14 protein-coding genes and 2 pseudogenes are annotated in these 24162 nt (G+C 59.5%); 11 read left to right on the top strand and 5 right to left on the bottom strand.

The annotated features are described in order from the left end of the window. Positions 1-399: 399 nt before the first annotated feature. Positions 400-1887 carry a sodium/proline symporter PutP gene (gene putP, locus AWM69_RS16795; protein WP_218727604.1) on the top strand — a complete coding sequence of 496 codons (1488 nt, stop codon included), beginning with the start codon at positions 400-402 and terminating at the stop codon, positions 1885-1887. A gap of 186 nt (positions 1888-2073) precedes the next feature. Beyond that, positions 2074-2910 (top strand): 23S rRNA (adenine(2030)-N(6))-methyltransferase RlmJ, encoded by an 837-nt coding sequence (locus tag AWM69_RS16790; RefSeq protein WP_048382834.1) that lies wholly within the window; start codon positions 2074-2076, stop codon positions 2908-2910. A gap of 130 nt (positions 2911-3040) precedes the next feature. Here AWM69_RS16790 and msrA read toward each other — a convergent pair whose 3' ends face one another. From msrA to aceE, 4 genes and pseudogenes are all read right to left on the bottom strand, one after another. Further along, positions 3041-3688, bottom strand: a complete 648-nt coding sequence (msrA, locus tag AWM69_RS16785; protein WP_218727602.1) for a peptide-methionine (S)-S-oxide reductase MsrA — start codon at positions 3686-3688, stop codon at positions 3041-3043. A 67-nt stretch (positions 3689-3755) separates the two neighbouring features. Beyond that, a pseudogene (locus AWM69_RS16780) lies at positions 3756-5486 on the bottom strand (putative bifunctional diguanylate cyclase/phosphodiesterase); the annotation flags it as partial. A 433-nt stretch (positions 5487-5919) separates the two neighbouring features. After that, positions 5920-7551, bottom strand: coding sequence for a dihydrolipoyllysine-residue acetyltransferase (aceF, locus tag AWM69_RS16775; protein WP_131653668.1), 1632 nt, complete (start codon positions 7549-7551; stop codon positions 5920-5922). Positions 7552-7562: 11 nt separating this feature from the next. Then, the gene (aceE, locus tag AWM69_RS16770) at positions 7563-10208 is read right to left on the bottom strand and encodes a pyruvate dehydrogenase (acetyl-transferring), homodimeric type (RefSeq protein ID WP_131653667.1); all 2646 of its coding nucleotides are present in this window, start codon (positions 10206-10208) and stop codon (positions 7563-7565) included. Between the two features lie 384 nt (positions 10209-10592). On the opposite strand from aceE, the gene glnE reads away from it, so the two are divergent. From glnE to AWM69_RS16725, 9 genes are all read left to right on the top strand, one after another. After that, a complete protein-coding gene (glnE, locus tag AWM69_RS16765; protein ID WP_218727600.1) occupies positions 10593-13568 on the top strand; it encodes a bifunctional [glutamate--ammonia ligase]-adenylyl-L-tyrosine phosphorylase/[glutamate--ammonia-ligase] adenylyltransferase in 2976 nt (991 codons plus the stop codon). A 92-nt stretch (positions 13569-13660) separates the two neighbouring features. Then, positions 13661-14584, top strand: a complete 924-nt coding sequence (locus AWM69_RS16760; protein ID WP_048382825.1) for a branched-chain amino acid transaminase — start codon at positions 13661-13663, stop codon at positions 14582-14584. Positions 14585-14810: 226 nt separating this feature from the next. Next, a complete protein-coding gene (gene waaF / locus AWM69_RS16755; protein WP_218727598.1) occupies positions 14811-15845 on the top strand; it encodes a lipopolysaccharide heptosyltransferase II in 1035 nt (344 codons plus the stop codon). After that, positions 15846-16907 (top strand): lipopolysaccharide heptosyltransferase I, encoded by a 1062-nt coding sequence (gene waaC / locus AWM69_RS16750; RefSeq protein ID WP_048382821.1) that lies wholly within the window; start codon positions 15846-15848, stop codon positions 16905-16907. Continuing rightward, on the top strand, positions 16907-18028 hold the full coding sequence (locus AWM69_RS16745) for a glycosyltransferase family 4 protein (RefSeq protein WP_131653664.1): 1122 nt from the start codon (positions 16907-16909) through the stop codon (positions 18026-18028). The genes waaC and AWM69_RS16745 overlap by 1 nt, the downstream gene beginning before the upstream one ends. Then, a complete protein-coding gene (gene rfaP / locus AWM69_RS16740; protein ID WP_131653663.1) occupies positions 18028-18834 on the top strand; it encodes a lipopolysaccharide core heptose(I) kinase RfaP in 807 nt (268 codons plus the stop codon). Before AWM69_RS16745 ends, rfaP begins: the two co-directional genes overlap by 1 nt. After that, positions 18834-19568: a lipopolysaccharide kinase InaA family protein gene (locus AWM69_RS16735; RefSeq protein WP_218727596.1), complete on the top strand. Its 735-nt coding sequence runs from the start codon at positions 18834-18836 to the stop codon at positions 19566-19568. The genes rfaP and AWM69_RS16735 overlap by 1 nt, the downstream gene beginning before the upstream one ends. Further along, positions 19565-20317 carry a lipopolysaccharide kinase InaA family protein gene (locus AWM69_RS16730; RefSeq protein WP_131653661.1) on the top strand — a complete coding sequence of 251 codons (753 nt, stop codon included), beginning with the start codon at positions 19565-19567 and terminating at the stop codon, positions 20315-20317. The genes AWM69_RS16735 and AWM69_RS16730 overlap by 4 nt, the downstream gene beginning before the upstream one ends. Continuing rightward, a complete protein-coding gene (locus AWM69_RS16725) occupies positions 20317-21753 on the top strand; it encodes a lipopolysaccharide kinase InaA family protein (RefSeq protein WP_218727595.1) in 1437 nt (478 codons plus the stop codon). The genes AWM69_RS16730 and AWM69_RS16725 overlap by 1 nt, the downstream gene beginning before the upstream one ends. A 107-nt stretch (positions 21754-21860) precedes the next feature. Here the strand turns inward: AWM69_RS16725 and AWM69_RS16720 are convergent. Continuing rightward, positions 21861-23952 (bottom strand): annotated as a pseudogene (locus AWM69_RS16720) (TonB-dependent receptor family protein). Between the last annotated feature and the right edge of the window lie 210 nt (positions 23953-24162).

The following is a 24162-nucleotide window of genomic DNA, read 5'->3' as shown; positions in this document are numbered from 1 at the left end:
GCAACCCGTTTTTTTGTGGATTGATCGACGCTTCGTCAGGAATTTTCAGTGAAGCCCGGATCGCTGCACAGGCTTGGAGCTTTTTCATTGGTTTTGCTCTGTTCTTGCTCCGAAAAGGAGCAAAAAAGAGCTATTGCGAGGAAAAGACGACAAGGTGCAACTGCCCTGACAGAAATTGGTTGCACCTTATTTGGTTTGTTGCATAGCATTCGCGTCCAAGGTGCAACCCTCGACAAGTTAGATTCGCTCTACACTCAGTTTTTGGTTCATCAGCTGATGGTTTTCCTGGGGAAACGTCAGTCATAAATGCGCGGCAATGTTCTACGTCTCAAACAGGACGTTTGTGAGCGTTCAACCAGACCGCTGCTAAACATAAAAACAATGCCAGGGCTTAATTCAATGAGTTTAAATAACCCAACCCTGATCACGTTCGTGATCTATATCGTGGCAATGGTGCTGATTGGCCTAATGGCCTATCGCTCCACCAATAACCTTTCGGACTATATTCTCGGTGGCCGCAGCCTGGGCAGCGTCGTGACAGCATTGTCCGCTGGCGCCTCGGACATGAGCGGCTGGTTGTTGATGGGTTTGCCGGGTGCGATTTATGTTTCCGGCCTGTCGGAGAGCTGGATCGCCATCGGTCTGGTAACCGGTGCCTACCTGAACTGGCTGTTCGTTGCAGGCCGCCTGCGGGTGCAGACCGAACACAACGGTGATGCACTCACCCTGCCGGATTATTTCTCCAGCCGTTTTGAAGATACAAGCGGGCTGCTGCGGATTATCTCGGCCGTTGTGATCCTGGTGTTCTTCACGATCTACTGTGCCTCCGGCATCGTGGCCGGTGCCCGTCTGTTTGAAAGCACCTTCGGCATGACCTACGAAACAGCCCTGTGGGCGGGTGCTGCAGCGACCATCGCTTACACCTTCATCGGCGGCTTCCTGGCAGTGAGCTGGACGGACACCGTTCAGGCAACCCTGATGATTTTCGCGCTGATTCTCACGCCGATCTTCGTGCTCCTGGCCACCGGTGGCGTTGACACCACATTCCTGGCCATCGAAGCCAGTGATCCAACCAACTTCGACATGCTGAAAAACACCTCCTTCATCGGCATCATCTCGCTGATGGGCTGGGGTCTGGGTTACTTCGGTCAGCCGCACATCCTGGCGCGTTTCATGGCGGCCGATTCGGTCAAGTCCATTGCCAAGGCGCGTCGCATCTCCATGGCCTGGATGATCCTGTGCCTGGCCGGTACCGTGGGTGTTGGCTTCTTCGGTATCGCCTACTTCGCGGCGCACCCGGAAGTAGCCGGTCCTGTGACCGAAAACCCGGAGCGCGTGTTCATCGAACTGGCCAAGCTGCTGTTCAACCCGTGGATTGCCGGTGTCCTGCTGTCGGCCATCCTGGCGGCGGTCATGAGCACCTTGAGCTGCCAGTTGCTGGTGTGCTCCAGCGCCCTGACCGAAGACTTCTACAAAACCTTCCTGCGTAAACATGCTTCTCAGCGGGAGCTGGTTTGGGTTGGCCGGATCATGGTTCTGGCGGTTGCACTGATTGCCATCGCGCTGGCTGCCAACCCTGAGAACCGTGTACTGGGTCTGGTGAGCTACGCATGGGCAGGCTTCGGTGCTGCTTTCGGTCCAGTGGTACTGATCTCGGTACTGTGGAAAGGCATGACCCGTAATGGTGCGTTGGCCGGTATTGTGGTCGGCGCCATCACTGTGATCGTGTGGAAGCACTTTGAGCTGCTGGGTCTGTACGAAATCATCCCGGGCTTCATCTTCGCCAGCTTGGCCATTTATGTGGTCAGCATCATGGGCCAAGGCCCAAGCAAGAAGATGATTGAGCGTTTCGACGCTGCCGAAAAAGATTTCCAGCAAAACCACTGAGTCCTTTGAGCCACGGCTCAATTGATCGCAGATGAAAACGGCCCGCCCCTTAAAAGGCGGGCCGTTTTTTTGCCTGTAACCGGTGCCTGGCACGGTTTCAGGCTGCCGTCGGGCGCTACCCGCGGCTTAACCCCTGACGGTGATGCGCTGTAACAGGTAAACTTCGCCACCTGCGCAGGAGCAATCATGAATTATCGTCACGCCTTCCACGCCGGCAACCACGCCGACGTCTTCAAACATGTGGTCTTGACCCGCCTCATCGCCCTGATGTCGCGTAAAGAGCAGCCTTTTGCTTACCTCGATACTCACGCCGGTATTGGTCTGTATGACCTCAAAGGCGACCAGGCCAATCGCACGGGTGAGTACCTGGAGGGCATCGCGCGCTTGTGGGGTCAGAAAGACCTGCCCGCGGTGACTGCTGATTACATGCAGGTGTTGCACAAGATGAACCCCGATGGCGAACTGCGCTATTACCCGGGTTCGCCTGAGCTGGCGCGGCGCTTGACCCGCTCTCAGGATCGCGTGCTGCTGAACGAAAAGCACCCTGAAGACGGTGTGATGCTGAAAGACAACATGCGTGGCGACCGTCGCGTGGCCGTGCATCTGGGCGAAGGCTGGCATGTGCCGCGTGCGCTGCTGCCAGTGGCTGAAAAACGGGGGCTGATGCTGATTGATCCGCCGTTTGAAAAGCTCGATGAAATGAAGCGCTGCGCCGAGTCGTTGAAAGACGCGATCAGCCGCATGCGCCAGAGCGTGGTCGCGATCTGGTATCCGATCAAGGACAAGCGCCAGCTGCGCCGTTTTTATCAGGATCTGGCGGGCTCAGGCGCGCCGAAACTGCTTCAGGTGGAGTTGTTCGTGCATCCGCTGGACACCCCGAACAGCCTGAATGGCTCGGGCCTGGCCATTGCCAATCCGCCGTGGGGCCTGGAAGAAGAGCTGCGCGAGCTGCTGCCATGGCTGGCCAAAAAACTCGGCCAGACCCAGGGCGGTTGGCAGATGGAATGGTTGATCGCTGAGTAAACCCTGCCGCAATCTGTAGCAGCGGCAGAGTCGGGCGCTCTGTTGCCGCTGCCGCAGGCTGCGAAGGGGGGGGCGAAGCGCCCCGCTATTTGAGGGCCTTGTCGCCCCCTCAGCAGCGGTTACAGTCGAATCAGATCGGGCAGGTCACGCCTGTGCCGCCAATGCCGCAATAGCCTTCTGGGTTCTTTGCCAGGTATTGCTGATGGTAGGCCTCGGCGAAGTACACCGTCGGGGCTTGTTCGATTTCAGTGGTAATGGCGCCCAGCCCCGCCTTTTCCAGCTCGGCCTGGAAGACCTTCTTGCTCTCCAGTGCTTCTTCCAGCTGTTCAGGCGTCGTGCAGTAGATGACCGAACGATACTGCGTGCCGATATCGTTGCCCTGACGCATGCCCTGGGTTGGGTTGTGCAGCTCCCAGAACATCGCCAACAGCTCTTTGTAGCTGACCTTGTCCTGATCGTAGACAACCAGCACCACTTCGGTGTGGCCCGTCAGCCCCGAGCAGACTTCTTCGTACGTCGGGTTTGGCGTGTAGCCGCCGGCATAACCGACGACGGTACTGACCACGCCTTCACGTTGCCAGAACTTGCGTTCTGCACCCCAGAAGCAACCCAGGCCAAAAATGGCGAAGCCTACATTGCCCAGGAATGGACCCAGCAGCGGTTCACCGGTTACGAAGTGTTTTTCGGGCAGCTCCACGAAGGTGGTGCGGCCGGGCAATGCTTGTTCTTTAGTGGGTAACACGTTTTTATTCACCAGGATTTCCGAGCGCAAGACCATGTTGCAAGTCCTCTCAGTCAGCGTGTAGGGAGTTAGGCCATCAGTGTGCCCGAGTGTTCCGGTGCTGTCAGGCCGGGCCGCGTGGATAGCGTTTGAGCTTCTCTGCCAGCTCTCTGCCGGGGATGGGGCGATCGAACAGATAGCCTTGGCCCACATCACAGCGATGGCGACGCAGGAACGCTAACTGTGCAGCGGTTTCGATGCCTTCGGCAACCACTTTGAGCTTGAGATTGTGAGCCATGGCGATCACGGCGGAGGTGATCTCCATATCGTGCTGGTTGTCCGGGATATCGTTGATAAAGCTGCGGTCGATTTTGATGATATCGATCGGGAATTTCTTCAGGTAACTGAGCGAGGAATAGCCCGTACCGAAATCGTCCATGGCCAGACTCAGACCGAGTGCTTTGAGTTGCTCCAATTGCTGGCGGGTGCCGGCAGTGGCCTCCAGCAGCAGGCCCTCGGTCAATTCAAGCTCAAGCAGGGTGGCGGGCAGTTGTTCTTCCTTGAGGATGCCGGCAATCGAGGGGACCAGGTCGGGGTCGGCGAACTGCTTGGGCGATACGTTGATGGCCACTTGCAAATTGCCCAGGCCGGCGGCACTCAATTGCTTGCTCATACGGCAGGCCTGGCGGGCGACCCATTTGCCAATGGGGATGATCAGCCCGGTTTCTTCGGCCACGCTGATGAACTGATCAGGGCGAATCATGCCGTTCTTGGGGTGATTCCAGCGCAGCAAGGCTTCCATGCCCAGCAGCCGTCCGGTACGCAAGCAGAGCTTGGGCTGGTAAAACACTTCGAGTTCGTTTTGTGTCAGGGCGCGCCGCAGGTTGTTTTCCACAAACAGCTTGTAGCTGGCTTCGGCATTCAACGTCTCGGTAAACACTTGCACCTGATGCTTGCCGTTGGCTTTGGCCTTGTGCAGGGCCAGGCCGGCATTGCGCATCAGGGTTTGCGGCTCGCGGCCATGCAGCGGCGCGCAGGCGACCCCGACGGAGCCGGTGACGCTGATCAACTGGTTGTCGACGAACATGGGTTTGTCGAGGGTCATCAGCAGCTGGCTGGCTGTCTGTTGGCCGGTCTCGATAGTCGTGTCATTGAGCAGCACGGCAAATTCGTTACTGGCAAAACGCGCCAGGCCATCGCCGGGGCTCAGGCTGTTGCGCAGGCGGCGGGCGAGGCTGATCAGCAGTTTGTCGCCGGTTTGATGGCCGAGGCTGTCATTGATCCGCTTGAAGTTGTCGATGTCCACCAGCAGCAGGCAAACCGGGGTGGTGCTGTCACGGGCAAAGCGTTCGTCAAGATTGCGGATGAAGGCCGGACGGTTTTCCAGGTTGGTCAGGTTGTCGGTATAGGCCAGGCGCTCGATACGCTGTTGGGCCAGCTTTGCACCGGTGATGTCTTCATAAATGCCGATGTAATGGGTCAGCTCGCGATTGTCGCCATAGACCTTGGAAATCGACATCTGGCCCCAGTAGGGTTCCAGGTTTTTGCGTCGGCTTTTGAATTCACCTTGCCAACTGTTGCCTTTGCTCAGGCTTGAGTGCGCATCGAACAACAGGTCGCTGAGGTTCTCAAGGGCGGGCAGCTCGGACAGTTTTTGGCCTTGAACTTCTTCGGTGCTGTACTGAGTGATTGCGGTAAAGCTGGGGTTTACGTACTCCACCACACCTTCGCAATTGACCAGCAAAAAGGCGTTGGCACTCTGCTCGACCGCACGCTGGAACAGGTGCAGGGCGTTGGTCGCCGTGCGCAAGTGTTGCAGTTGCTCTTGCTGGGCGTGCTGGTTGAGTTCCAGAGCGATTTGCAGGCGAGAGTTTTGGCTTTCCAGGTCGGCCAGCGGAGCCGAGCTGGCTTCATTGAGCCGTGCGAAACGCGGCACGTCGGGCCGCAAAGGCACGGGCAACTGCGTTACGACCTCGGCTGCCATGCGCAGGGCAGCATCGGGTTGGCTTTTCATTGAGACACTCGCTTCACAGATGTGGATTGCGTACGGGCAATCTGCTACCCAAGGTTATCGGCCGACGAGGGCGCTTCTGAAGGACGATAGGGGGGATTACAAATTTTGTAAGTGCGTGCCCTCGTTTTACGCGTCCGGGGCGGCGCAATGCAACGGATTCACGATACTCCGGGCAAAAAAAAGCCCCGCCAAACGGGCGGGGTTGAGGTACGAGCGTGGCGCTCGGAAAACAGTGCGTTGCCCCGGCCTTCGGTGAAGAAGGCCGGGACGTGGCTTACAGCAGGATGGTGCGGATGTCGGCCAGCAAGTCGCTCAGGCGCTTGGTGAAGCGCGCTGCTGCAGCACCGTTGATCACACGGTGATCGTAGGACAGCGACAGTGGCAGCATCAGTTTCGGCTGGAAGGCTTTGCCGTCCCAGACTGGCTGGATGGTTGCCTTGGAAACACCCAGGATCGCCACTTCCGGCGCGTTGACGATCGGCGTGAAGCCGGTGCCGCCAATGTGGCCGAGGCTGGAGATGGTGAAGCAAGCGCCTTGCATGTCGTCAGCGGTGAGCTTCTTGTCACGGGCTTTAGCGGCCAGTGCAGCAGCTTCGGCTGCCAGTTGCAGCAGGCTCTTCTGATCGACGTTCTTGATCACAGGGACCAGCAAGCCATCCGGGGTGTCCACGGCGAAGCCGATGTTCACGTACTTCTTGCGGATGATTGCCTTGCCGCTTGGCGCCAGCGAGCTGTTGAAGTCCGGCATTTCCTTGAGCAGGTGAGCGCAGGACTTGAGCAGCAGTGGCAGTACGGTCAGTTTCACACCGGCTTTCTCGGCGACGGCTTTTTGCGCGACGCGGAAAGCTTCCAGCTCGGTGATGTCAGCCTGGTCGAACTGAGTCACGTGCGGGATGTTCAGCCAGCTGCGGTGCAGGCTCGACGCGCCGATTTGCATCAGGCGGGTCATGGCCACTTCTTCAACTTCACCGAAACGGCTGAAGTCGACAACCGGAATCGGAGGAATGCCTGCGCCGCCGGTTGCGCCGGCAGCCGGTGCTTCCTTGGCCTTCTGCATCATGGCTTTGACGTACACCTGCACGTCTTCCTTGAGCACGCGACCGTGCGGACCGCTTGCGCTGACCGCGCTCAGCTCGACACCAAACTCGCGCGCCAGTTGGCGAACGGCAGGGCCGGCATGGGTCTTGGCACCTTTTGGCGCAGGCGCGGCGGCCGGGGCAGGGGCTGCCTCGGCTTTGGCGGCAGGCGCAGGTGCCGGTGCGGCAGCAGCAGGCGCGGCAGGCGCTTCAGCTTTTGCAGCAGGTGCTGGAGCAGCCGGCGCCGCGGCGCCTGCTACCTTGAGCTTGAGGATAAAGTCACCGGTGCCGACTTCGTCATCCAGCTTGACCGCAATGCTTTCAACCACACCGGCGGCTGGCGATGGAATTTCCATGCTGGCCTTGTCGGATTCGAGGGTGATCAGCGATTGATCAGCCTCGACGGTATCGCCGGCCTTGACCAGGATTTCGATGATTTTGGCTTTGCCCGACGAACCGATGTCCGGGACATGAATGTCCTGCACGGTCGAGCTGGCCGGTGCAGCAGCGGCCGGAGCCGCAGGGGCCTCGGCAGCAGGTGCGGCAGCAGGCTTTTCAGCTGCAGCCGGGGCTGGCGCTTCAGGGGCCGCAGCGCCACCTTCGACTTCCAGCTCCAGCAGTTCGTCGCCCTCTTTCAAGCGGTCGCCCAGCTTTACTTTCAGGCTTTTGACGATGCCGGACTTGGGAGCAGGGATTTCCATGCTCGCCTTGTCCGATTCCAGCGTCAGGATGCTCTGGTCGGCTTCAATACGATCGCCAACCTTGACCATCAGTTCGATAACTTCACCTTCACCGCTGCCGATGTCAGGTACTCGAATGAGTTCGCTCACAAATATTCTCCTCAGCAGTCCAGTGGGTTGCGTTTTTCCGGGTTGATGCCGAACTTGACGATGGCTTCAGCCACCACCTTGGGTTCGATATCGCCACGGTCAGCCAGGGCTTCCAGGGCTGCCAACACCACGAAGTGACGGTCTACTTCAAAGAAGTGACGCAGTTTTTTGCGGCTGTCGCTGCGGCCGAAACCGTCAGTGCCCAGCACTTTGAATTCCTTGACCGGAACCCACTGGCGAATCTGTTCAGCGAACAGCTTCATGTAGTCGGTGGAGGCAATGACTGGACCCTTACGGCCGGTCAGGCACTCTTCAACGTAGCTCAGCTTAGGCTTCTGGCCCGGGTGCAGGCGGTTGGTGCGCTCAACGGCCAGGCCGTCGCGACGCAATTCGTTGAAGCTGGTAACGCTCCACACGTCCGCGCCGATGTTGAACTCGTCACGCAGAATCTTCGCCGCTTCACGGACTTCACGCAGGATGGTGCCGGAGCCCATCAGCTGTACGTGGTGCGCCGCTTCGCGGGTGTCTTCTTCGAGCAGGTACATGCCCTTGACGATGCCTTCCTCGACACCGGCCGGCATGGCTGGCTGCTGGTAAGACTCGTTCATCACGGTGATGTAGTAGAAGACGTCCTGTTGCTCTTCGGTCATCTTCTTCATGCCGTCCTGGATGATCACCGCCAGCTCGTAGCCGTAGGTTGGATCGAAGGTGCGGCAGTTCGGGATGGTTGCGGCCAGGATGTGGCTGTGGCCGTCTTCGTGTTGCAGGCCTTCGCCGTTCAGCGTGGTCCGGCCGGCGGTGCCGCCGATCAGGAAGCCACGGGTACGGCTGTCGCCGGCAGCCCAGGCCAGGTCACCGATGCGCTGGAAGCCGAACATCGAGTAGAAGATGTAGAACGGCAGCATTGGCTGGTTGTGGTTCGAGTACGAAGTACCGGCCGCGATGAAGGAGCTCATGGCGCCTGCTTCGTTGATGCCTTCTTCGAGGATCTGGCCCTTTTTGTCTTCCTTGTAGAACATCACCTGGTCTTTATCGACTGGCTCGTAGAGCTGGCCGACGGACGAGTAAATGCCCAACTGACGGAACATGCCTTCCATACCGAAGGTACGCGCTTCGTCCGGGATGATCGGCACGATGCGGGAACCGATTTCCTTGTCCTTGACCAGCTGCGCCAGGATGCGCACGAAAGCCATGGTGGTGGAAATTTCACGGTCGCCGGAGCCGTCCAGGATCGCCTTGAGGGTGTCCAGCGGCGGGGTCGGAATGCTGATGCTTTGAGCGCGACGCTGAGGCACGAAACCGCCCAGCGCAGTGCGGCGCTCGCTCAGGTAACGGGCTTCGGCGCTGCCTTCTTCCGGCTTGAAGAATGGCAGGTTTTCGATCTCGTCATCCTTGACCGGGATGTCGAAGCGATCGCGGAACAACTTCAGGCTGTCGACATCGACTTTCTTGGTGTTGTGCGCAGTGTTTTTCGCTTCGCCGGCACCGGTGCCATAACCTTTGATGGTCTTGGCCAGGATAACGGTCGGCTGTTCTTTGTGGTTGACCGCTTCGTGGTACGCCGCGTAGACCTTGTACGGGTCGTGGCCGCCACGGTTGAGTTTCCAGATCTCGTCGTCGGACAGGTCAGCAACCATCGCCTTGAGTTCAGGCGTGTTGAAGAAGTGTTCACGTACAAACGCGCCGTCTTTGGCTTTGTAGTTCTGGTACTCGCCGTCGATGACTTCGTCCATGCGACGTTGCAGGATACCGTCGACGTCCTTGGCCAGCAGCGGATCCCAGAAACGGCCCCAGATGACTTTGGTCACGTTCCAGTGAGCGCCGCGGAATACGCCTTCGAGCTCCTGGATGATCTTGCCGTTGCCGCGAACCGGACCGTCAAGACGCTGCAGGTTGCAGTTGATCACGAAGATCAGGTTGTCCAGCTTCTCGCGACCAGCCAGCGAGATGGCGCCCAGGGATTCCGGCTCGTCACACTCGCCGTCGCCCAGGAAACACCAGACTTTCTGTTTGCCGGCGGGGATGTAACCGCGGGCTTCCAGGTACTTCATGAAGCGTGCCTGGTAGATCGCCTGGATCGGGCCAAGGCCCATCGAAACGGTCGGGAACTGCCAGAAATCAGGCATCAGCCAAGGGTGCGGATAGGACGAAAGGCCCTGGCCGTCGACTTCCTGGCGGAAGTTGTTCATTTGTTCTTCGGTGATGCGACCTTCCATGAACGCACGGGCGTAAACGCCTGGCGAAGTGTGGCCCTGGAAGTAGATCAGGTCGCCGCCATGTTCATCGGTCGGGGCCTGGAAGAAATAGTTGAAGCCGATGTCATACAGCGTTGCACTGGACGCGAAGCTGGAGATATGACCGCCCAGGTCAGAATCTTTCAAGTTCGTGCGCATTACCATGGCCATCGCGTTCCAGCGAACCAACGAGCGAATGCGGCGTTCCATGAACAGGTCGCCAGGCATGCGTGCTTCGTGGGTGACAGGAATCGTGTTGCGGTATGGCGTGGTGATGGCGTACGGCAGCTGCGAACCGGTGCGGGTAGCGAGCTCACCCATACGGGTCATCAGGTAGTGAGCACGGTCTTCGCCTTCTTTGTCGAGAACCGATTCCAGGGCGTCCAGCCATTCCTGGGTTTCGACGGGATCGAGGTCTTGCATGGCTTGCTCCAGGGCGGAAAGGCTTCCAGAATCGGTTGCCTGAGTTTGCGACTGGCCTTGTGGGCAGACGACATAAATTCTTGGATGACCGGAGGGTTGTTTCCGGCGTTGTGTAGTTTTACTACAAATCGTCGGCCATTTCAGCCTTTCAAGTGTGTGACTCAGTAGTAAAACTACAGGAAAGGTCCAGATGGCCACCTGTTTCGTTGTGTGAAAAATCGATATTGTTGGTTCAATTTGCGAGATTCAGCCTTTAAAACGAAGGCTGGATGCTAATTTAAAGTGTTTTAAAGCTATTTATAACCTTTGTTCGACAGTCGGATTTAACCGCTGTTTCTTCCTGTCACCGTACTCGGCATCACCTTCGCCGATCAAGGATAGACCATGAGCCTTCCCTCGCTTGCTGCCATTCCGTCCCTTTTATTGCCATTGGTCAGCCGTGCCGAACAGTCCTGGCGCGCGGCGGTAGCCGGGTCTGAAGGCGAAACGGCGCTGGAGGACTGGTCGGCTGAGCGATGGGCTGAGTTCAACCGGGTCAGCGCGGCCAGCGACTTCTTTATTGAACAGTCATTGCGTGACCCTTTGATGTTGCTGGCGCTGGTGCGTTCCGGAGAACTGGATCGCAGCTTCAGACCGGGTGAGTTGTGCGGGCAGATTGCCGAGGCCGTCCAGCAGGCCGGCACCGATGACGAACTGGGGCGCGAGTTGCGCCGGCAACGTACGCGCCAGCAAATCCGGATCATCTGGCGCGACCTGACGCGTCAGGCCGACTTGATCGAAACCTGCCGCGACTTGTCGGACATGGCCGATGCGTGCATTGATCAGGCTTACCGCTGGTTGTATCAGCGTCATTGCCAGCAGTTCGGTACGCCCACCGGGCACCGCAGTGGCGAGCCGCAGCAGATGGTGGTGCTGGGGATGGGCAAGCTCGGCGCTGTGGAGCTGAACCTGTCTTCGGACATCGACCTGATCTTCGCTTACCCCGAAGGCGGGGAAACAGTCGGGGCCAAGCGTGCGCTGGATAATCAGGAGTTCTTTATCCGCCTCGGCCAGCGGCTGATCAAGGCCCTGGACCCGATGACCGTCGACGGATTCGTGTTCCGCGTCGACATGCGTTTGCGGCCGTATGGTTCCTCAGGCGCGCTGGTGCTGAGCTTCAATGCGCTGGAGCAGTACTACCAGGATCAGGGCCGTGACTGGGAGCGTTACGCCATGATCAAGGCGCGGGTGGTGGCCGGCGATCAGGTGATGGGGGCACAGTTGCTCGATTTGCTGCGGCCGTTCGTTTATCGGCGCTACCTGGACTTCTCGGCGATTGAAGCGCTGCGCACCATGAAGCAGCTGATTCAGCAGGAAGTGCGGCGCAAGGGCATGGCCGACAATATCAAACTGGGGGCCGGCGGGATCCGTGAGGTCGAGTTTATTGCCCAGGCGTTCCAGCTGATCCACGGTGGGCGAGACCTTAGCCTGCAACAGCGACCGCTGCTTAAAGTGCTGGGGATCCTTGAAGGTCAGGGCTATTTGCCGCCTGCCGTCATCAGTGAGCTGCGTGAAGGCTATGAATTTTTACGCTACACCGAACATGCGATTCAGGCCATTGGCGACCGACAGACCCAGATGTTGCCGGACACGGCGCAGGATCAGGCGCGTATCGCGTTCATGATGGGCTTCGACAGCTGGGCGGCCTTCCACGAGCAGTTGATGATATGGCGTGGGCGCATCGACTGGCATTTCCGTCAGGTCATCGCCGACCCGGATGATGAGGATGATATCGACGACGGTGAAATGATCGTCGGGGGTGAATGGCTGCCGCTATGGGAAGAAGTGCAGGACGATGCCGCCGCCTGTGTTCAGTTGCAGGAAGCCGGATTTGTCGACGCGCCCAATGCGCTCAAGCAACTGGCAAGCCTGCGCTCCAGCCCGCAATTGCGGGCCATGCAACGCCTGGGGCGGGAGCGGCTGGATGCTTTTATCCCGCGTTTGCTGGCCCAGGCGGTGGAGCACGCCAACCCGGACCTGGTGCTGGAGCGGGTGCTGCCGCTGGTTGAGGCCGTCGCCCGGCGTTCGGCGTACCTGGTGTTGCTGACCGAAAACCCCGATGCGCTGCGCCGCTTGTTGACCCTGTGCGCGGCGAGCCCGTGGATTGCCGAGCAAATCACCCGTTTCCCGCTGCTGCTCGATGAGCTGCTCAACGAGGGCCGTTTGTTCAAGCCTCCTTTGGCACCCGAGCTGGCGGCCGAGCTGCGCGAGCGGCTGACGCGCATCCCCGAAGATGACCTTGAGCAACAGATGGAGGCCTTGCGTAACTTCAAGTTGGCCCACCGGCTGCGGGTCGCCGCTTCGGAAATCGCCGGCAGCTTGCCTTTAATGAAGGTCAGCGATTACCTGACCTGGCTGGCTGAGGCGATTCTGGAGCAAGTGCTGGCGCTGTCCTGGCGCCAGACTGTCGCCAAATACGGGACCCCGCAGCGTTCGGACGGCAGCCTGTGCGATCCCGGCTTTATTATTGTGGGTTACGGCAAGGTCGGCGGGATTGAGCTGGGGCATGGCTCGGACCTGGATCTGGTGTTTATTCACGACGGGGATCCGAATGCTGAAACCGACGGTGCCAAGCCGATCGACAGCGCGCAGTTCTTCACTCGCCTGGGGCAGCGGATCATCCATTTGCTGACCGCACAAACCAACTCCGGTCAACTGTATGACGTCGACATGCGTTTGCGTCCCTCGGGTGCTTCGGGGTTGCTGGTCAGTTCGCTGGGGGCCTTTGAGCGCTATCAACAAAACGAAGCCTGGACCTGGGAACACCAGGCGCTTGTACGGGCGCGGGTGCTGGTGGGGTGCAAGCAGGTGGGGGCGGCTTTCGAAAAAGTGCGCGCCAGCGTGCTGGGTCGCGAGCGGGATTTGCCGACATTGCGCCAGGAGGTCAGCGAGATGCGGGCCAAAATGCGCGATAACCTCGGGACCCGGATCACCGCTGCCGGAACCGGCGAAAATGCCTACCAGGCCTCGGTGCCCTTCGACCTCAAGCAGGACGCAGGAGGTATCGTCGATATTGAATTTATGGTGCAATACGCGGCCTTGGCATGGTCCAGGGAACACCCGGCGTTACTGCGCTACACCGACAACATCCGCATTCTGGAAGGGCTGGAACAGGTCGGGCTGATGCCCGTCACCGATGCCAGCCTGTTGCGCGAGGCTTACAAGGCCTTTCGCGCCGTCGCTCACCGGCAAGCCTTGCAGAAGGAGGCCGGTGTGGTGACGGGGGATCAATTTGTCGTCGAGCGTCAACACGTGCGGCGCATTTGGTCCGAGCTGGGATTGAGCCAGTTCTCCAAGGCTCAAGCTGGAACACAGAATTAAAGCTGTAAAACGTATCCGGCGGGTCCATAAGGCCCGTCCAATTTGCCTGAAGCCTCATGGCGCAGGTGCTGGATTCTTTGAGGAGCGTAATGATGTCGATGGCTGATCGTGATGGTGTGATCTGGTATGACGGCAAGCTGGTGCCGTGGCGTGATGCGACAACCCACGTGCTGACCCATACCCTGCATTACGGCATGGGCGTGTTTGAAGGTGTGCGTGCCTACGAAACCCCGCAGGGCGCGGCTATTTTCCGCTTGCAGGCGCACACAGACCGCCTGTTCGACTCGGCCCACATCATGGGCATGAAGATCCCGTTCAGCAAAGACGAAATCAACGAAGCGACCCGCGTAGCGGTGCGTGAAAACAACCTCGACAGCGCCTACATTCGCCCGATGGTGTTCTACGGATCCGAAGCCATGGGGCTGCGGGCAACCGGCCTGAAGGTTCACGTGATCATCGCGCCCTGGAGCTGGGGTGCCTACATGGGCGCCGAAGCCCTGGAAGTCGGAATCAAGGTGCGTACCAGCTCCTTTACCCGCCACCACGTGAATATTTCCATGACCCGGGCCAAGGCCAACGGTCACTACATCAACTCGATGCTGGCCCTGCAGGAAGCGATTTCCGGTGGTGCCGACGAAGCCTTGTTGCTGGACCCTGAAGGCTTTGTGGCCGAAGGCTCGGGCGAGAACGTGTTCCTGGTCAAGGATGGCGTGATTTACACCCCGGACGTGACGGCCTGCCTGAACGGCATTACCCGCAGCACGATCCTGACCCTGGCCACTGAGCTTGGCTTCAAGTTTGTTGAAAAACGCATCACCCGCGACGAGGTGTACATCGCCGACGAAGCGTTCTTCACCGGTACGGCCGCTGAAGTAACGCCGATCCGTGAAGTCGACGGCCGCCTGATTGGTATCGGCCGTCGTGGTCCGATCACCGAAAAACTGCAAAAGGCTTACTTCGATCTGGTGACCGGCAAAACGACGGCCCACCCAGAGTGGCGTACACTGGTCAAATAAAGGCATATGGCATCAAAGCGGGGAGGCGAAGCCTGATACCCGTCAGTTGAGTGGGCGTTGTCCCTGCAGGAGCGAGCTTGCTCGCGATGGTCGTTAACGATAACGCGTGTTTACTGTATAAACGCGGCGCTCATCAGGCCATTGCGAGCAAACTCGCTCCTGCAGTTGATTGCCCTTGACTGACGAGTATCAGGCAAATGCCTCCCTTGCTTGTTTATGGAAACTTATGAATATTCTGATCGTTGGGCCCAGCTGGGTCGGTGACATGGTGATGGCGCAGACACTGTTCCAGTGCCTCAAACAGCGCCACCCGCAGTGCGAAATCGATGTGCTGGCCCCCGAGTGGAGCCGGCCCATCCTTGAGCGCATGCCTGAGGTTCGCCAGGCCTTGAGCTTTCCGCTCGGCCACGGTGCGCTCGAACTGGCCACGCGACGCAAGATCGGCAAGTCCCTCAAGGGCCAATACGATCAGGCCATCTTGCTGCCCAATTCCCTGAAATCGGCCCTGGTGCCGTTTTTTGCCGCTATTCCCAAGCGCACGGGCTGGCGCGGCGAATTCCGCTACGGTCTGCTCAACGATGTACGCACCCTCGACAAACAGCGTTATCCGCTGATGATCGAGCGCTTCATGGCGTTGGCGTATGAGCCGGGGGCCGACCTGCCCCAGCCGTACCCGCGCCCTGACTTGCAGATTGACCCGGTGAGCCGCGATGCGGCCCTGACCAAGTTTGGCCTGGCGCTGGACCGCCCGGTGCTGGCGCTGTGCCCCGGAGCCGAGTTTGGCGAATCCAAGCGCTGGCCATCCGAGCACTACGCCAAAGTGGCCGAGCAAAAGATCCGCGAAGGCTGGCAGGTGTGGTTGTTCGGCTCGAAAAACGACCACGGCGTGGGCGAAGACATCCGCTCCCGGCTGATTCCGGGTCTGCGCGAAGAGTCGGTCAACCTCAGCGGTGAGACCTCGCTGGCCGAGGCCATTGACCTGTTGTCGTGCGCCGACGCCGTGGTGTCCAACGATTCTGGCCTGATGCATGTGGCCGCGGCGCTCAACCGCCCGCTGGTGGCAGTCTATGGCTCGACTTCGCCCGGTTTTACCCCGCCGCTGGCGGACAAGGTCGAAATCGTGCGGTTAGGGCTCGAGTGCAGTCCCTGCTTTGACCGGACCTGCCGCTTTGGCCACTACAACTGCCTGCGTGAATTGATGCCGCAGTCGGTAGTTGAAGCCCTGCAACGTTTGCAGGGATCACCGGTCGAGGTTCAATAGGTGCGCGTTCTGTTGGTGAAAACCTCGTCCCTTGGGGATGTGATTCATGCCTTGCCGGCCTTGACCGATGCGGCACGGGCGATCCCGGGGATCACGTTCGACTGGGTGGTGGAAGAAGGCTTTGCCGAAATCCCGACCTGGCACCCGGCCGTGGGCAAGGTGATCCCGGTGGCGATCCGCCGCTGGCGCAAGAACCTCTGGCAAACCTTCAAGAGCGGCGAATGGCGACGCTTCAAGCAAAGCCTGCGCGCCGAGCATTACGACCTGGTGATCGACGCTCAAGGCCTGTTCAAAAGTGCCTGGCTGACCCGTTACGTGAAAGCCCCGGTGGCGGGCCTTGACCAGAACTCCGCCCGTGAACCCTTGGCCAGCCGCTTTTACCAGCGCCGTCTGGCCGTGGCCCGCGGGCAGCATGCGGTGGAACGCTTGCGCCAATTGTTCGCCCTGGCGTTGGGGTATGACTTGCCCAAAGGTCTGGGCGATTACGGACTGGATGTCGACAGGCTGGTCGAGTTGCCGCGCAACAAACCTTATGTGCTGTTTTTGCACGGTACGACCTGGGACACCAAGCATTGGCCTGAAGTGTATTGGCGCGATCTGGCCCTGCGGATGGGGCATATGGGCGTCGAAGTCCGCCTGCCCTGGGGCAACCCGGCAGAAAAAGCCCGTGCCGAACGTATTGCCAATGGCCTGGGCAACGCCGTGGTATTGCCCAAGCTGAACCTGGCGGGGGTTGCCAAAGTGTTGGCCAGCGCCAGCGCCTGTGTGGCCGTCGATACCGGGCTGGGCCATTTGGCCGCGGCTCTGGATGTGCCGACGATATCCCTGTTCGGCCCGACCAATCCCGGCCTGACCGGCGCCTATGGCAAGGCACAAATTCATCTTGCCAGCGACTTTCCGTGCGCGCCGTGCCTGCAGAAAAAATGCACTTACCAGCCGACTGCGCAGGATCAGCAGCGGTTTGACCTGAAAACCGAGTGGCCTTTGTGTTTCACTCGTTTGAATCCCGAGCGTGTCGCGAGTCGATTAAGCACGTTGTTACTGGCTGAGGAACTGCGCTGATGCAACTGGCTTTTGTGCTGTACAAATATTTCCCGTTTGGCGGGCTGCAACGCGATTTCATGCGCATTGCACTGGAGTGCCAGAAGCGCGGGCACCAGATCCGTGTGTACACCATGATCTGGGAAGGTGACATTCCGCCGGGTTTTGAAGTGCTGGTAGCGCCGGTCAAGGCGTTCTCCAATCACACCCGCAACGAAAAAATGCTGGCCTGGATGCAGGCTGACCTGGCCAAGCGCCCGGTCGACCGTCTGATCGGCTTTAACAAAATGCCGGGGCTGGATGTTTACTACGCGGCCGACGGCTGTTTTGAAGACAAGGCGCAAAACCTGCGCCACTCGATGTATCGCTTCTTCAAACGTTATCGGCACTTTGCCGAGTACGAGCGCGCGGTGTTCGACAAGAACGCCAAGACCGAAATCCTGATGATTTCCGAAGTCCAGCAGCCGTTGTTCATCAAGCACTACGACACGCCGCTGCAGCGCTTCCATTTGCTGCCCCCGGGTATTGCGCTGGATCGCCGTGCGCCGCCGAATGCAGCCGAAATTCGGGCTGAATTCCGTCGCGAGTTCAAGCTGGCCGACGATGACCTGTTGCTGGTGCAGATTGGCTCCGGGTTCAAGACCAAGGGCGTGGATCGCAGCCTTAAAGCCGTGGCGGCGTTGCCCTCCGAGCTTAAAAAACGCACCCGGCTGTTTGTAATCGGTCAGGACGACCCCAAAGTCTTTCAGTTACAGAGCGCCACGCTGGGGCTGGGTGATCACGTGCAGTTCCTCAAGGGCCGCAGCGATATCCCCCGTTTCCTGTTGGGCGCCGACGTGCTGATCCATCCGGCTTACAACGAAAACACCGGCACCGTATTGCTTGAAGCTTTGGTGGCGGGTTTGCCGGTACTGGTCAGTGCGGTATGCGGTTACGCCCACTACATCAGCGATGCCGACAGTGGTCGGGTGTTGGACGAGCCGTTCGAGCAGGCACAACTCAATGAGTACCTGACCCATATGTTGTCCGATGATGCTGCGCGCGCGGCCTGGAGCCGAAACGGCCTGGCCTACGCGCAGACGGCCGACCTCTATAGCATGCCGCAGCATGCTGCGGATGTGATTCTGGCGGAGCAACACTGATGAAACTGATTCTTGCCGAACCGTTCAAAAGCTTATGGGCTGGACGCGATGCGTTCACCGAAGTCGAGCGTCTGGAAGGCGAGGTTTACCGCGAGCTGGAAGGCCGGCGTACCTTGCGTACCGAAGTCGACGGGCGTGGTTTCTTTGTAAAAATTCACCGCGGCATTGGCTGGGGTGAAGTGTTTAAAAACCTGCTGACCGCCAAATTGCCGGTGCTGGGCGCCGGTCAGGAGTGGCGGGCGATCAAGCGCCTGCACGAAGTCGGCGTACCGACCATGACCGCAGTTGCCTATGGCGAAAAAGGCAGCAATCCGGCCGCACAGCACTCGTTCATCATCACCGAAGAGCTGGCACCCACGGTCAGCCTCGAAGATTTCAGCCTCAACTGGATCGCGCAGCCGCCGCAACCCAGGCTCAAGCATGCGCTGATCGCAGAAGTGGCCCGCATGACCGGGATGATGCACCGCGCCGGGGTTAACCACCGCGACTGCTACATTTGTCACTTTTTGCTGCACACCGATAAGCCGGTGACGGCCGAAGACTTTCGTTTGTCGGTAATCGACTTGCACCGTGCCCAGACCCACGCCGTGATTAGCCAGCGCTGGCGCAACAAAGACCTGGCAGCGCTGTATTTCTCTGCGCTGGACATTGGCCTGACCCGGCGCGACAAGCTGCGGTTCTTGCGCGGCTACTTCCAATTGCCGTTGCGTCAGATCCTGCGCGAAGAAGCCCGCCTGCTGGCGTGGCTGGAAGGCAAGGCGAAAAAACTCTACGCCCGCAAACTGCGTTACGGGGATGCACTGTAATGGCGGGTTGGAATCTGGAACCGGCCTACAGCTCATTGGCAGACGACTTTGGCACTCTGGACGCGGTCTTCGCCCTGCAGGGCGAGCACCTGACCCGAGATCCTTTGTCGGATGTCATCCGCGTCGAGCGCGAGGGCGTCAATTACTACGTCAAGCGCTACACCGGCGCCGGCAAGGGTTTGCGCCGCTATCTGGGGCGGCCACGGGTCAAGTCCGAATGGCAGAACCTCAAGCGTTTCGCCAAATGGGGCATTCCGACTGCCGAAGTGGTGGCCTGGGGTCTTGAACGGCGCGGCGCGGCCTATGACCGTGGGGCCTTGATTACCCGCGAACTGCCGAACACCCGGGACCTGTCCGAGCTGGCCGAGCACAATGACCCGCTGCTCAAGGACCGTACCTGGCTGGATGGCGTGAGCCGCCAATTGGCGCGTTACACGCGGATCATGCACGACCACTGTTTTACTCATAACGATCTGAAGTGGCGCAACTTGCTGATCGACGATCAGTCCCGGCTGTTCTTGATCGACTGCCCCAATGGCGATTTCTGGCGTGGATTCTGGCTCAAGTACCGCATCACCAAAGACCTGGCGTGCCTCGACAAAGTGGCCAAATACCAGCTGTCTGCGACTCAGCGCCTGCGTTTCTATCTTCAATACACCGGGCGTTCTACGCTCAATGCGGCGGACAAAAAACGGGTCCGTCATATCGTGCGTTTTTTTGAGGGCCGGGAATGACTGATTTTTTGGCGGCCGCCGACCGGACGTTGCTGGAGCGCAATGGACTGGCTGACTTCGATGCCTTATGGGCCTTGCAGCTTGAAGCGGTTGACGAGCCCAACACCAGCGGTGGTGGCTGGAGCAGCGTGTTTCGCCTGGACCTTGAAGGCCAGGGTTTTTACCTCAAGCGTCAGAACAACTACCTGACCCGTACGCTGCATCGGCCGCTGGGCGAGCCGAGTTTTGCCCGTGAGTTTCGTAATATCCGTCGCTATCAGCAGATGGGTGTTCCGGCATTGGACGCGGTATTTTTTGGTGAGCGCAAGGCACCGGGTGAGCGCCGGGCGATCCTGATGACCCGTGCGCTGGACGGATGGAATGATCTGGATTCGCTGCTGGAGCAATGGCCGCAGCTGACAGCCGAGCAACAGCAGAAGATTTTGCAAGCCTGCGGGCAGCTGGCGCGGCGTCTGCATGCCGCACGCCAGGTGCACGGTTGTTTCTATCCCAAGCACATTTTTTTGCAGCCCGACGGCTCAGGCTATCGTGCTCAATTGATCGACCTGGAAAAAACCCGGCCTTTGTTGCTGGGCCAGCGTGATCGGGTCAAGGATATCGAGCCCTTGTTGCGCCGGGCCCGGGTCTGGACCGAGGCCGAGGTGCGCACCTTGCTTGCCGCGTATCTGGAGCAACCGCTCGACAGTAGCCTGGTTGAGGCGTGGTTTCGGCGCCTGAATCTTCGTCGCAGTCACAAGGAGAGCCGCTGATGCGTTTGTCCGAATTGCACAAAGCCGGGCGTGCGCCCGAGGTGCCGCTCAGCATAACCCTGGCGGATGCGGCCGGGCCTGCGCAGCTGCAACTGTTGAGTTTGCTGCGCGTGTTGCCCGGTCAGCGCTATGTCGGTGCCGGTGTATGGCGCGGACGTCCGGTGCTGGCCAAGTTGTTGGTGGGCAGCAAAGCCTCGCGTAATTTTGAGCGTGAGCTGGCAGGCGTGCGTCTGCTGGCTGAGCAAGGCCTGACCACCCCGTTACTGCTGGCTGACGGCTTGCAGGCAGGCGAGGGCGGCTGGCTGCTGTTCGAGTTTCTGGAGCAGGCTGAGAGCCTGGCCGAGGCCTGGAGTGCCGTACAGGATCTGCCTCTGCTGGCAGACGAGCAGCAGGCGGTTTTGGCTGATGCGTTGTCGGCGATCGGGCAAATGCACCTCAAGGGGTTGTGGCAAGAAGACCTGCACCTGGACAACCTGCTGCGTCAGAACGGTCGCTTGTATTTGATCGATGGTGCAGGGATTTGCGCCGAGCAGCCGGGCAAGCCGCTGTCGCGCAATAAGGTGCTGGAAAACCTCGGGGTGTTTTTCGCCCAGTTGCCGAAAAACCTTGAGCCGTTTATCGAAGAGCTGCTGGTGCATTACTTGCTGAGCAACGGCGAGCACGCCTTGCCGCTGGAAGCTCTGCTCAAACAGGTCGAGAAAGTCCGCGCCTGGCGCTTGAACGATTTTCTGAACAAGGTCGGACGCGAGTGCACGCTTTTTAGCGTGCAGCGCGGGGCCTTTGCCTTGCGCGCCATCCGTCGCGAAGAAGAGGCCGCAATGTTACCGGTGCTGGCCAGGGCCGATGACCTGCTGGAGCAGAGTCACCTGTACAAGACCGGCGGCGCGGCCAGTGTTGGCAAGGTCGACGTGGCAGGTCGCACGCTGGTGGTCAAACGCTACAACATCAAAGGTTTCGCCCATTGGCTCAAACGCTTCTGGCGCCCGAGCCGGGCCTGGCATTCCTGGCGCGAGGGCAATCGACTGGCGTTTTTGGGCATTGCCACACCCAAACCGCTGGCGTTGCTGGAAACCCGCTTTTTGTGGCTGCGCTGCAAGGCGTATCTGGTGACCGAGTACTTGCCCGGCCCGGATATCATCGAGCGCTTTGCGCCTTATATCGAGCACGGCGATGCCCCCGAATCCGAGTTGCAGGCGCTGGATGTCCTGTTTGCCGATTTGATTCGCGAGCGCATCAGCCACGGCGATCTCAAGGGGCATAACGTGTTCTGGGATGACGGCCGCTGGGCGTTGATCGATCTGGATTCGATGTGCCAGCACCGTTCGCTGAGCAGCTTTGCTCCGGCCTATGCCCGGGACCGGGCGCGCTTCATGCGTAATTGGCCAGTGGGCAGTGCGCTGTATCAAGTGATTGATGGGCGATTGCCAAAATTGTAGGAGCGGGCTTGCTCGCGATGCAGGCGACGCGGTTGTGTTGCCAAACCGCATTGAGGCTATCGCGAGCAAGCTCGCTGTTACAGGCGGCGGGGGCAGTACGGAGGCTTTTAAAAGCTGTACTGAGCCCCGGCGCCGGCATACCACGAGCGGCCCGGTGCCGATTCGTAGTAGCGATTGTTACTGTCACCGACAATCACTGACCCCACGTATTGGCGATCCAGCAAATTGTCCAGGCGCAGGGTCTGGTGGAAGGTCCAGTGTTCGACCTTCTGTTCAAACTTCGCACGCCAGTTGAAGACGGTGTAGGCCGGTGCCGGTTTTTCGGTGTTGGTGTCTTCGACATACACCTTGCTGCGGTACATGCCTTCGATGGCGGTGCTGACCCAATCAACAGGCTTCCAGTTCACTTCGGCAAACAGCGTGGTTTGCGGCACGCCCGGCAGGTAGTTGCCTTTGTCCACGGAGCCCTTGGCGCTGGCAAAGTCACGGTCGTAGGTGGCTTGCAGGCGAGTGTAGGCCAGGGTCGTGGTCCAGTGTTCGCTGAGCTGGCTTTCGACGCCCAGTTCAAAGCCGCGTCGCAGGGTACGGCCAGCATTTTGATAGGTTGTGCGCCCCCCGGTGTTGCTCAAGACCACCAGTTCGTCTTCAGTGGTGATCTGAAAGATCGCGGCATTGATGCGGGTGTTGTTGAGCTGGGCCTTCAATCCCATTTCATATTGAGTGCTTTCGGAAGGCTTGAGGCCAAAATTGAAACCCTGGCCACTCGGTGAGTACGCCAGTTCAGCCTGAGTCGGCGTCTCAAACCCTTTGCCGGCACTGACATAACCATGCAGTTCTGGCGTGAAGGCGTACATCACGCTCATCGATGGCGTGGCTTTTTCGTAGCGTTTGGTGCCGCTGTCGTCGCCGTTGCTCAAAAATTGATCATCGACGTCCATTTCCATGGTGCTGTAGCGCAAGCCGGTCTGCACCGTCCAGTTGTCGATGGCCCAGTTGGCTTGCACATACGGGTCGAGGCTCCGTGCTGTGTCGACTTCGTCACGCACCAGAGCACCTTTCACGCCCAGCAGGTCGCCGCTGAAGTTTTGATAGCCATGACGGCTGTCCTGGCTCTGGTCGTAGTCCAGGCCTGCGATCAAGGTCAGATCACCCGGCACGCTGTACACCGGCTGCAGCCAGCGCAGGCTGCCACCGTGGAACTTGCGGTCGAACTGAACCACGCCGCCGCCTTGTTTATTGCCTGCCGCGAACGGTGGAATCGCCAAATACTGAATCACGCTGCGCGTCCCGGTGTACGCATTGACTTGCAAGGTTGCGTCGCCGAAGTAGCGCTCGTAGTTCAGTCCCACCTGCTGGTGGTCGATGCTTTTGCGCGTGTTGTAGGTCAGGGCGTTTGGCGTGACTGAACGCGGGTCGGCCTTGTAGGCGTCCCAGCTTTGACCCAGTGGATCCTGCGTGCCGTTTTGCTCAAGGCTGCTGTAGATCAGCGCCAGTTTGCTGTCTTCATCTGGCTTGAGGTTGAGCTTGGCGAAGGTCTGGTCGCGGCGCGCGGCGCGCGGCGCTGTGGTCACGGTAGCCATCGGTGTCCATGCGCGAGGCGTCGAGTACAAAACCCACGTCATCGGTAGCGCCTTCGGCCGTCAGGTGGTTTTTGCTCATGCCGTCGCTGCCGATCAGGGTTTCGGCGCCAATGCGCGGCGGACCTTCGCCATCACGGGAAAACATTTGAATCACACCGCCAGCGTTGCTGCCGTACAAGGTGGCTGCCGGCCCGCGCAGGACTTCGATGCGTTCGGCGGTGTCGAGATTAAACGTTGCCGCCTGGCCCTGGCCGTCCGGAGTGCTGGCCGGGATGCCGTCCGCGATCAGCTTGATGCCACGGACGCCAAATGCCGAACGGGCACCAAAGCCGCGGGATGAGATTTGCAGGTCTTGTGCATAATTCTGGCGGTTTTGCACCACCAGCCCTGGTACGCGAGACAGCACTTCAGAGGCGTTGATGCCGAGTTGACCGTCATTGATTTGTTGCTGGTTGATGCTGTCGACCGAGTACGGCAGGTCAAAGCTTGGGCTTGCGCTGCGCGAGCCGGTAATCACGCTCGGGTCGAGCAGTAGCGGCGCACTGTCACCCAGGGCCAGGGGGCTCAGGGACAGGCAAGGCAGCAGCAGGGCGAAATGTGCAGGGGTCAACGCTTTCATGGGAGGTATCGGAGTTCCGTTTGACGCGACCCGGCCGGGCAGCCGGGTATCAGGCTAGCAAAGGTTGCGGAGTTTAGCGGTTAGGGTGGTAAATAGCGCTGAGTCATTACCCTGCTCTTTACGCTATAATCCCGCCCTTTAGCTGTTTCTCGCATGGCGAGGGGCACACCATTTTCTCAGGCGCCCGCCGCCTGCCTGCATTTTAAAGAG

The organism is Pseudomonas sp. D1HM, assembly GCF_019266105.1.
Classification (GTDB): domain Bacteria; phylum Pseudomonadota; class Gammaproteobacteria; order Pseudomonadales; family Pseudomonadaceae; genus Aquipseudomonas; species Aquipseudomonas taetrolens.
This window is presented reverse-complemented; position numbering and strand designations above follow the sequence as displayed.

What these genes read in the sequence shown, in the direction of transcription:
- putP (WP_218727604.1), top strand. Translation starts at nt 400, where the DNA reads ATGAGTTTAAATAACCCAACCCTGATCACGTTCGTGATCTATATCGTG.
- AWM69_RS16790 (WP_048382834.1), top strand. Translation starts at nt 2,074, where the DNA reads ATGAATTATCGTCACGCCTTCCACGCCGGCAACCACGCCGACGTCTTC.
- msrA (WP_218727602.1), bottom strand. Translation starts at nt 3,688, where the DNA reads ATGGTCTTGCGCTCGGAAATCCTGGTGAATAAAAACGTGTTACCCACT.
- aceE (WP_131653667.1), bottom strand. Translation starts at nt 10,208, where the DNA reads ATGCAAGACCTCGATCCCGTCGAAACCCAGGAATGGCTGGACGCCCTG.
- glnE (WP_218727600.1), top strand. Translation starts at nt 10,593, where the DNA reads ATGAGCCTTCCCTCGCTTGCTGCCATTCCGTCCCTTTTATTGCCATTG.
- AWM69_RS16760 (WP_048382825.1), top strand. Translation starts at nt 13,661, where the DNA reads ATGTCGATGGCTGATCGTGATGGTGTGATCTGGTATGACGGCAAGCTG.
- waaF (WP_218727598.1), top strand. Translation starts at nt 14,811, where the DNA reads ATGAATATTCTGATCGTTGGGCCCAGCTGGGTCGGTGACATGGTGATG.
- AWM69_RS16745 (WP_131653664.1), top strand. Translation starts at nt 16,907, where the DNA reads ATGCAACTGGCTTTTGTGCTGTACAAATATTTCCCGTTTGGCGGGCTG.
- rfaP (WP_131653663.1), top strand. Translation starts at nt 18,028, where the DNA reads ATGAAACTGATTCTTGCCGAACCGTTCAAAAGCTTATGGGCTGGACGC.
- AWM69_RS16735 (WP_218727596.1), top strand. Translation starts at nt 18,834, where the DNA reads ATGGCGGGTTGGAATCTGGAACCGGCCTACAGCTCATTGGCAGACGAC.
- AWM69_RS16730 (WP_131653661.1), top strand. Translation starts at nt 19,565, where the DNA reads ATGACTGATTTTTTGGCGGCCGCCGACCGGACGTTGCTGGAGCGCAAT.
- AWM69_RS16725 (WP_218727595.1), top strand. Translation starts at nt 20,317, where the DNA reads ATGCGTTTGTCCGAATTGCACAAAGCCGGGCGTGCGCCCGAGGTGCCG.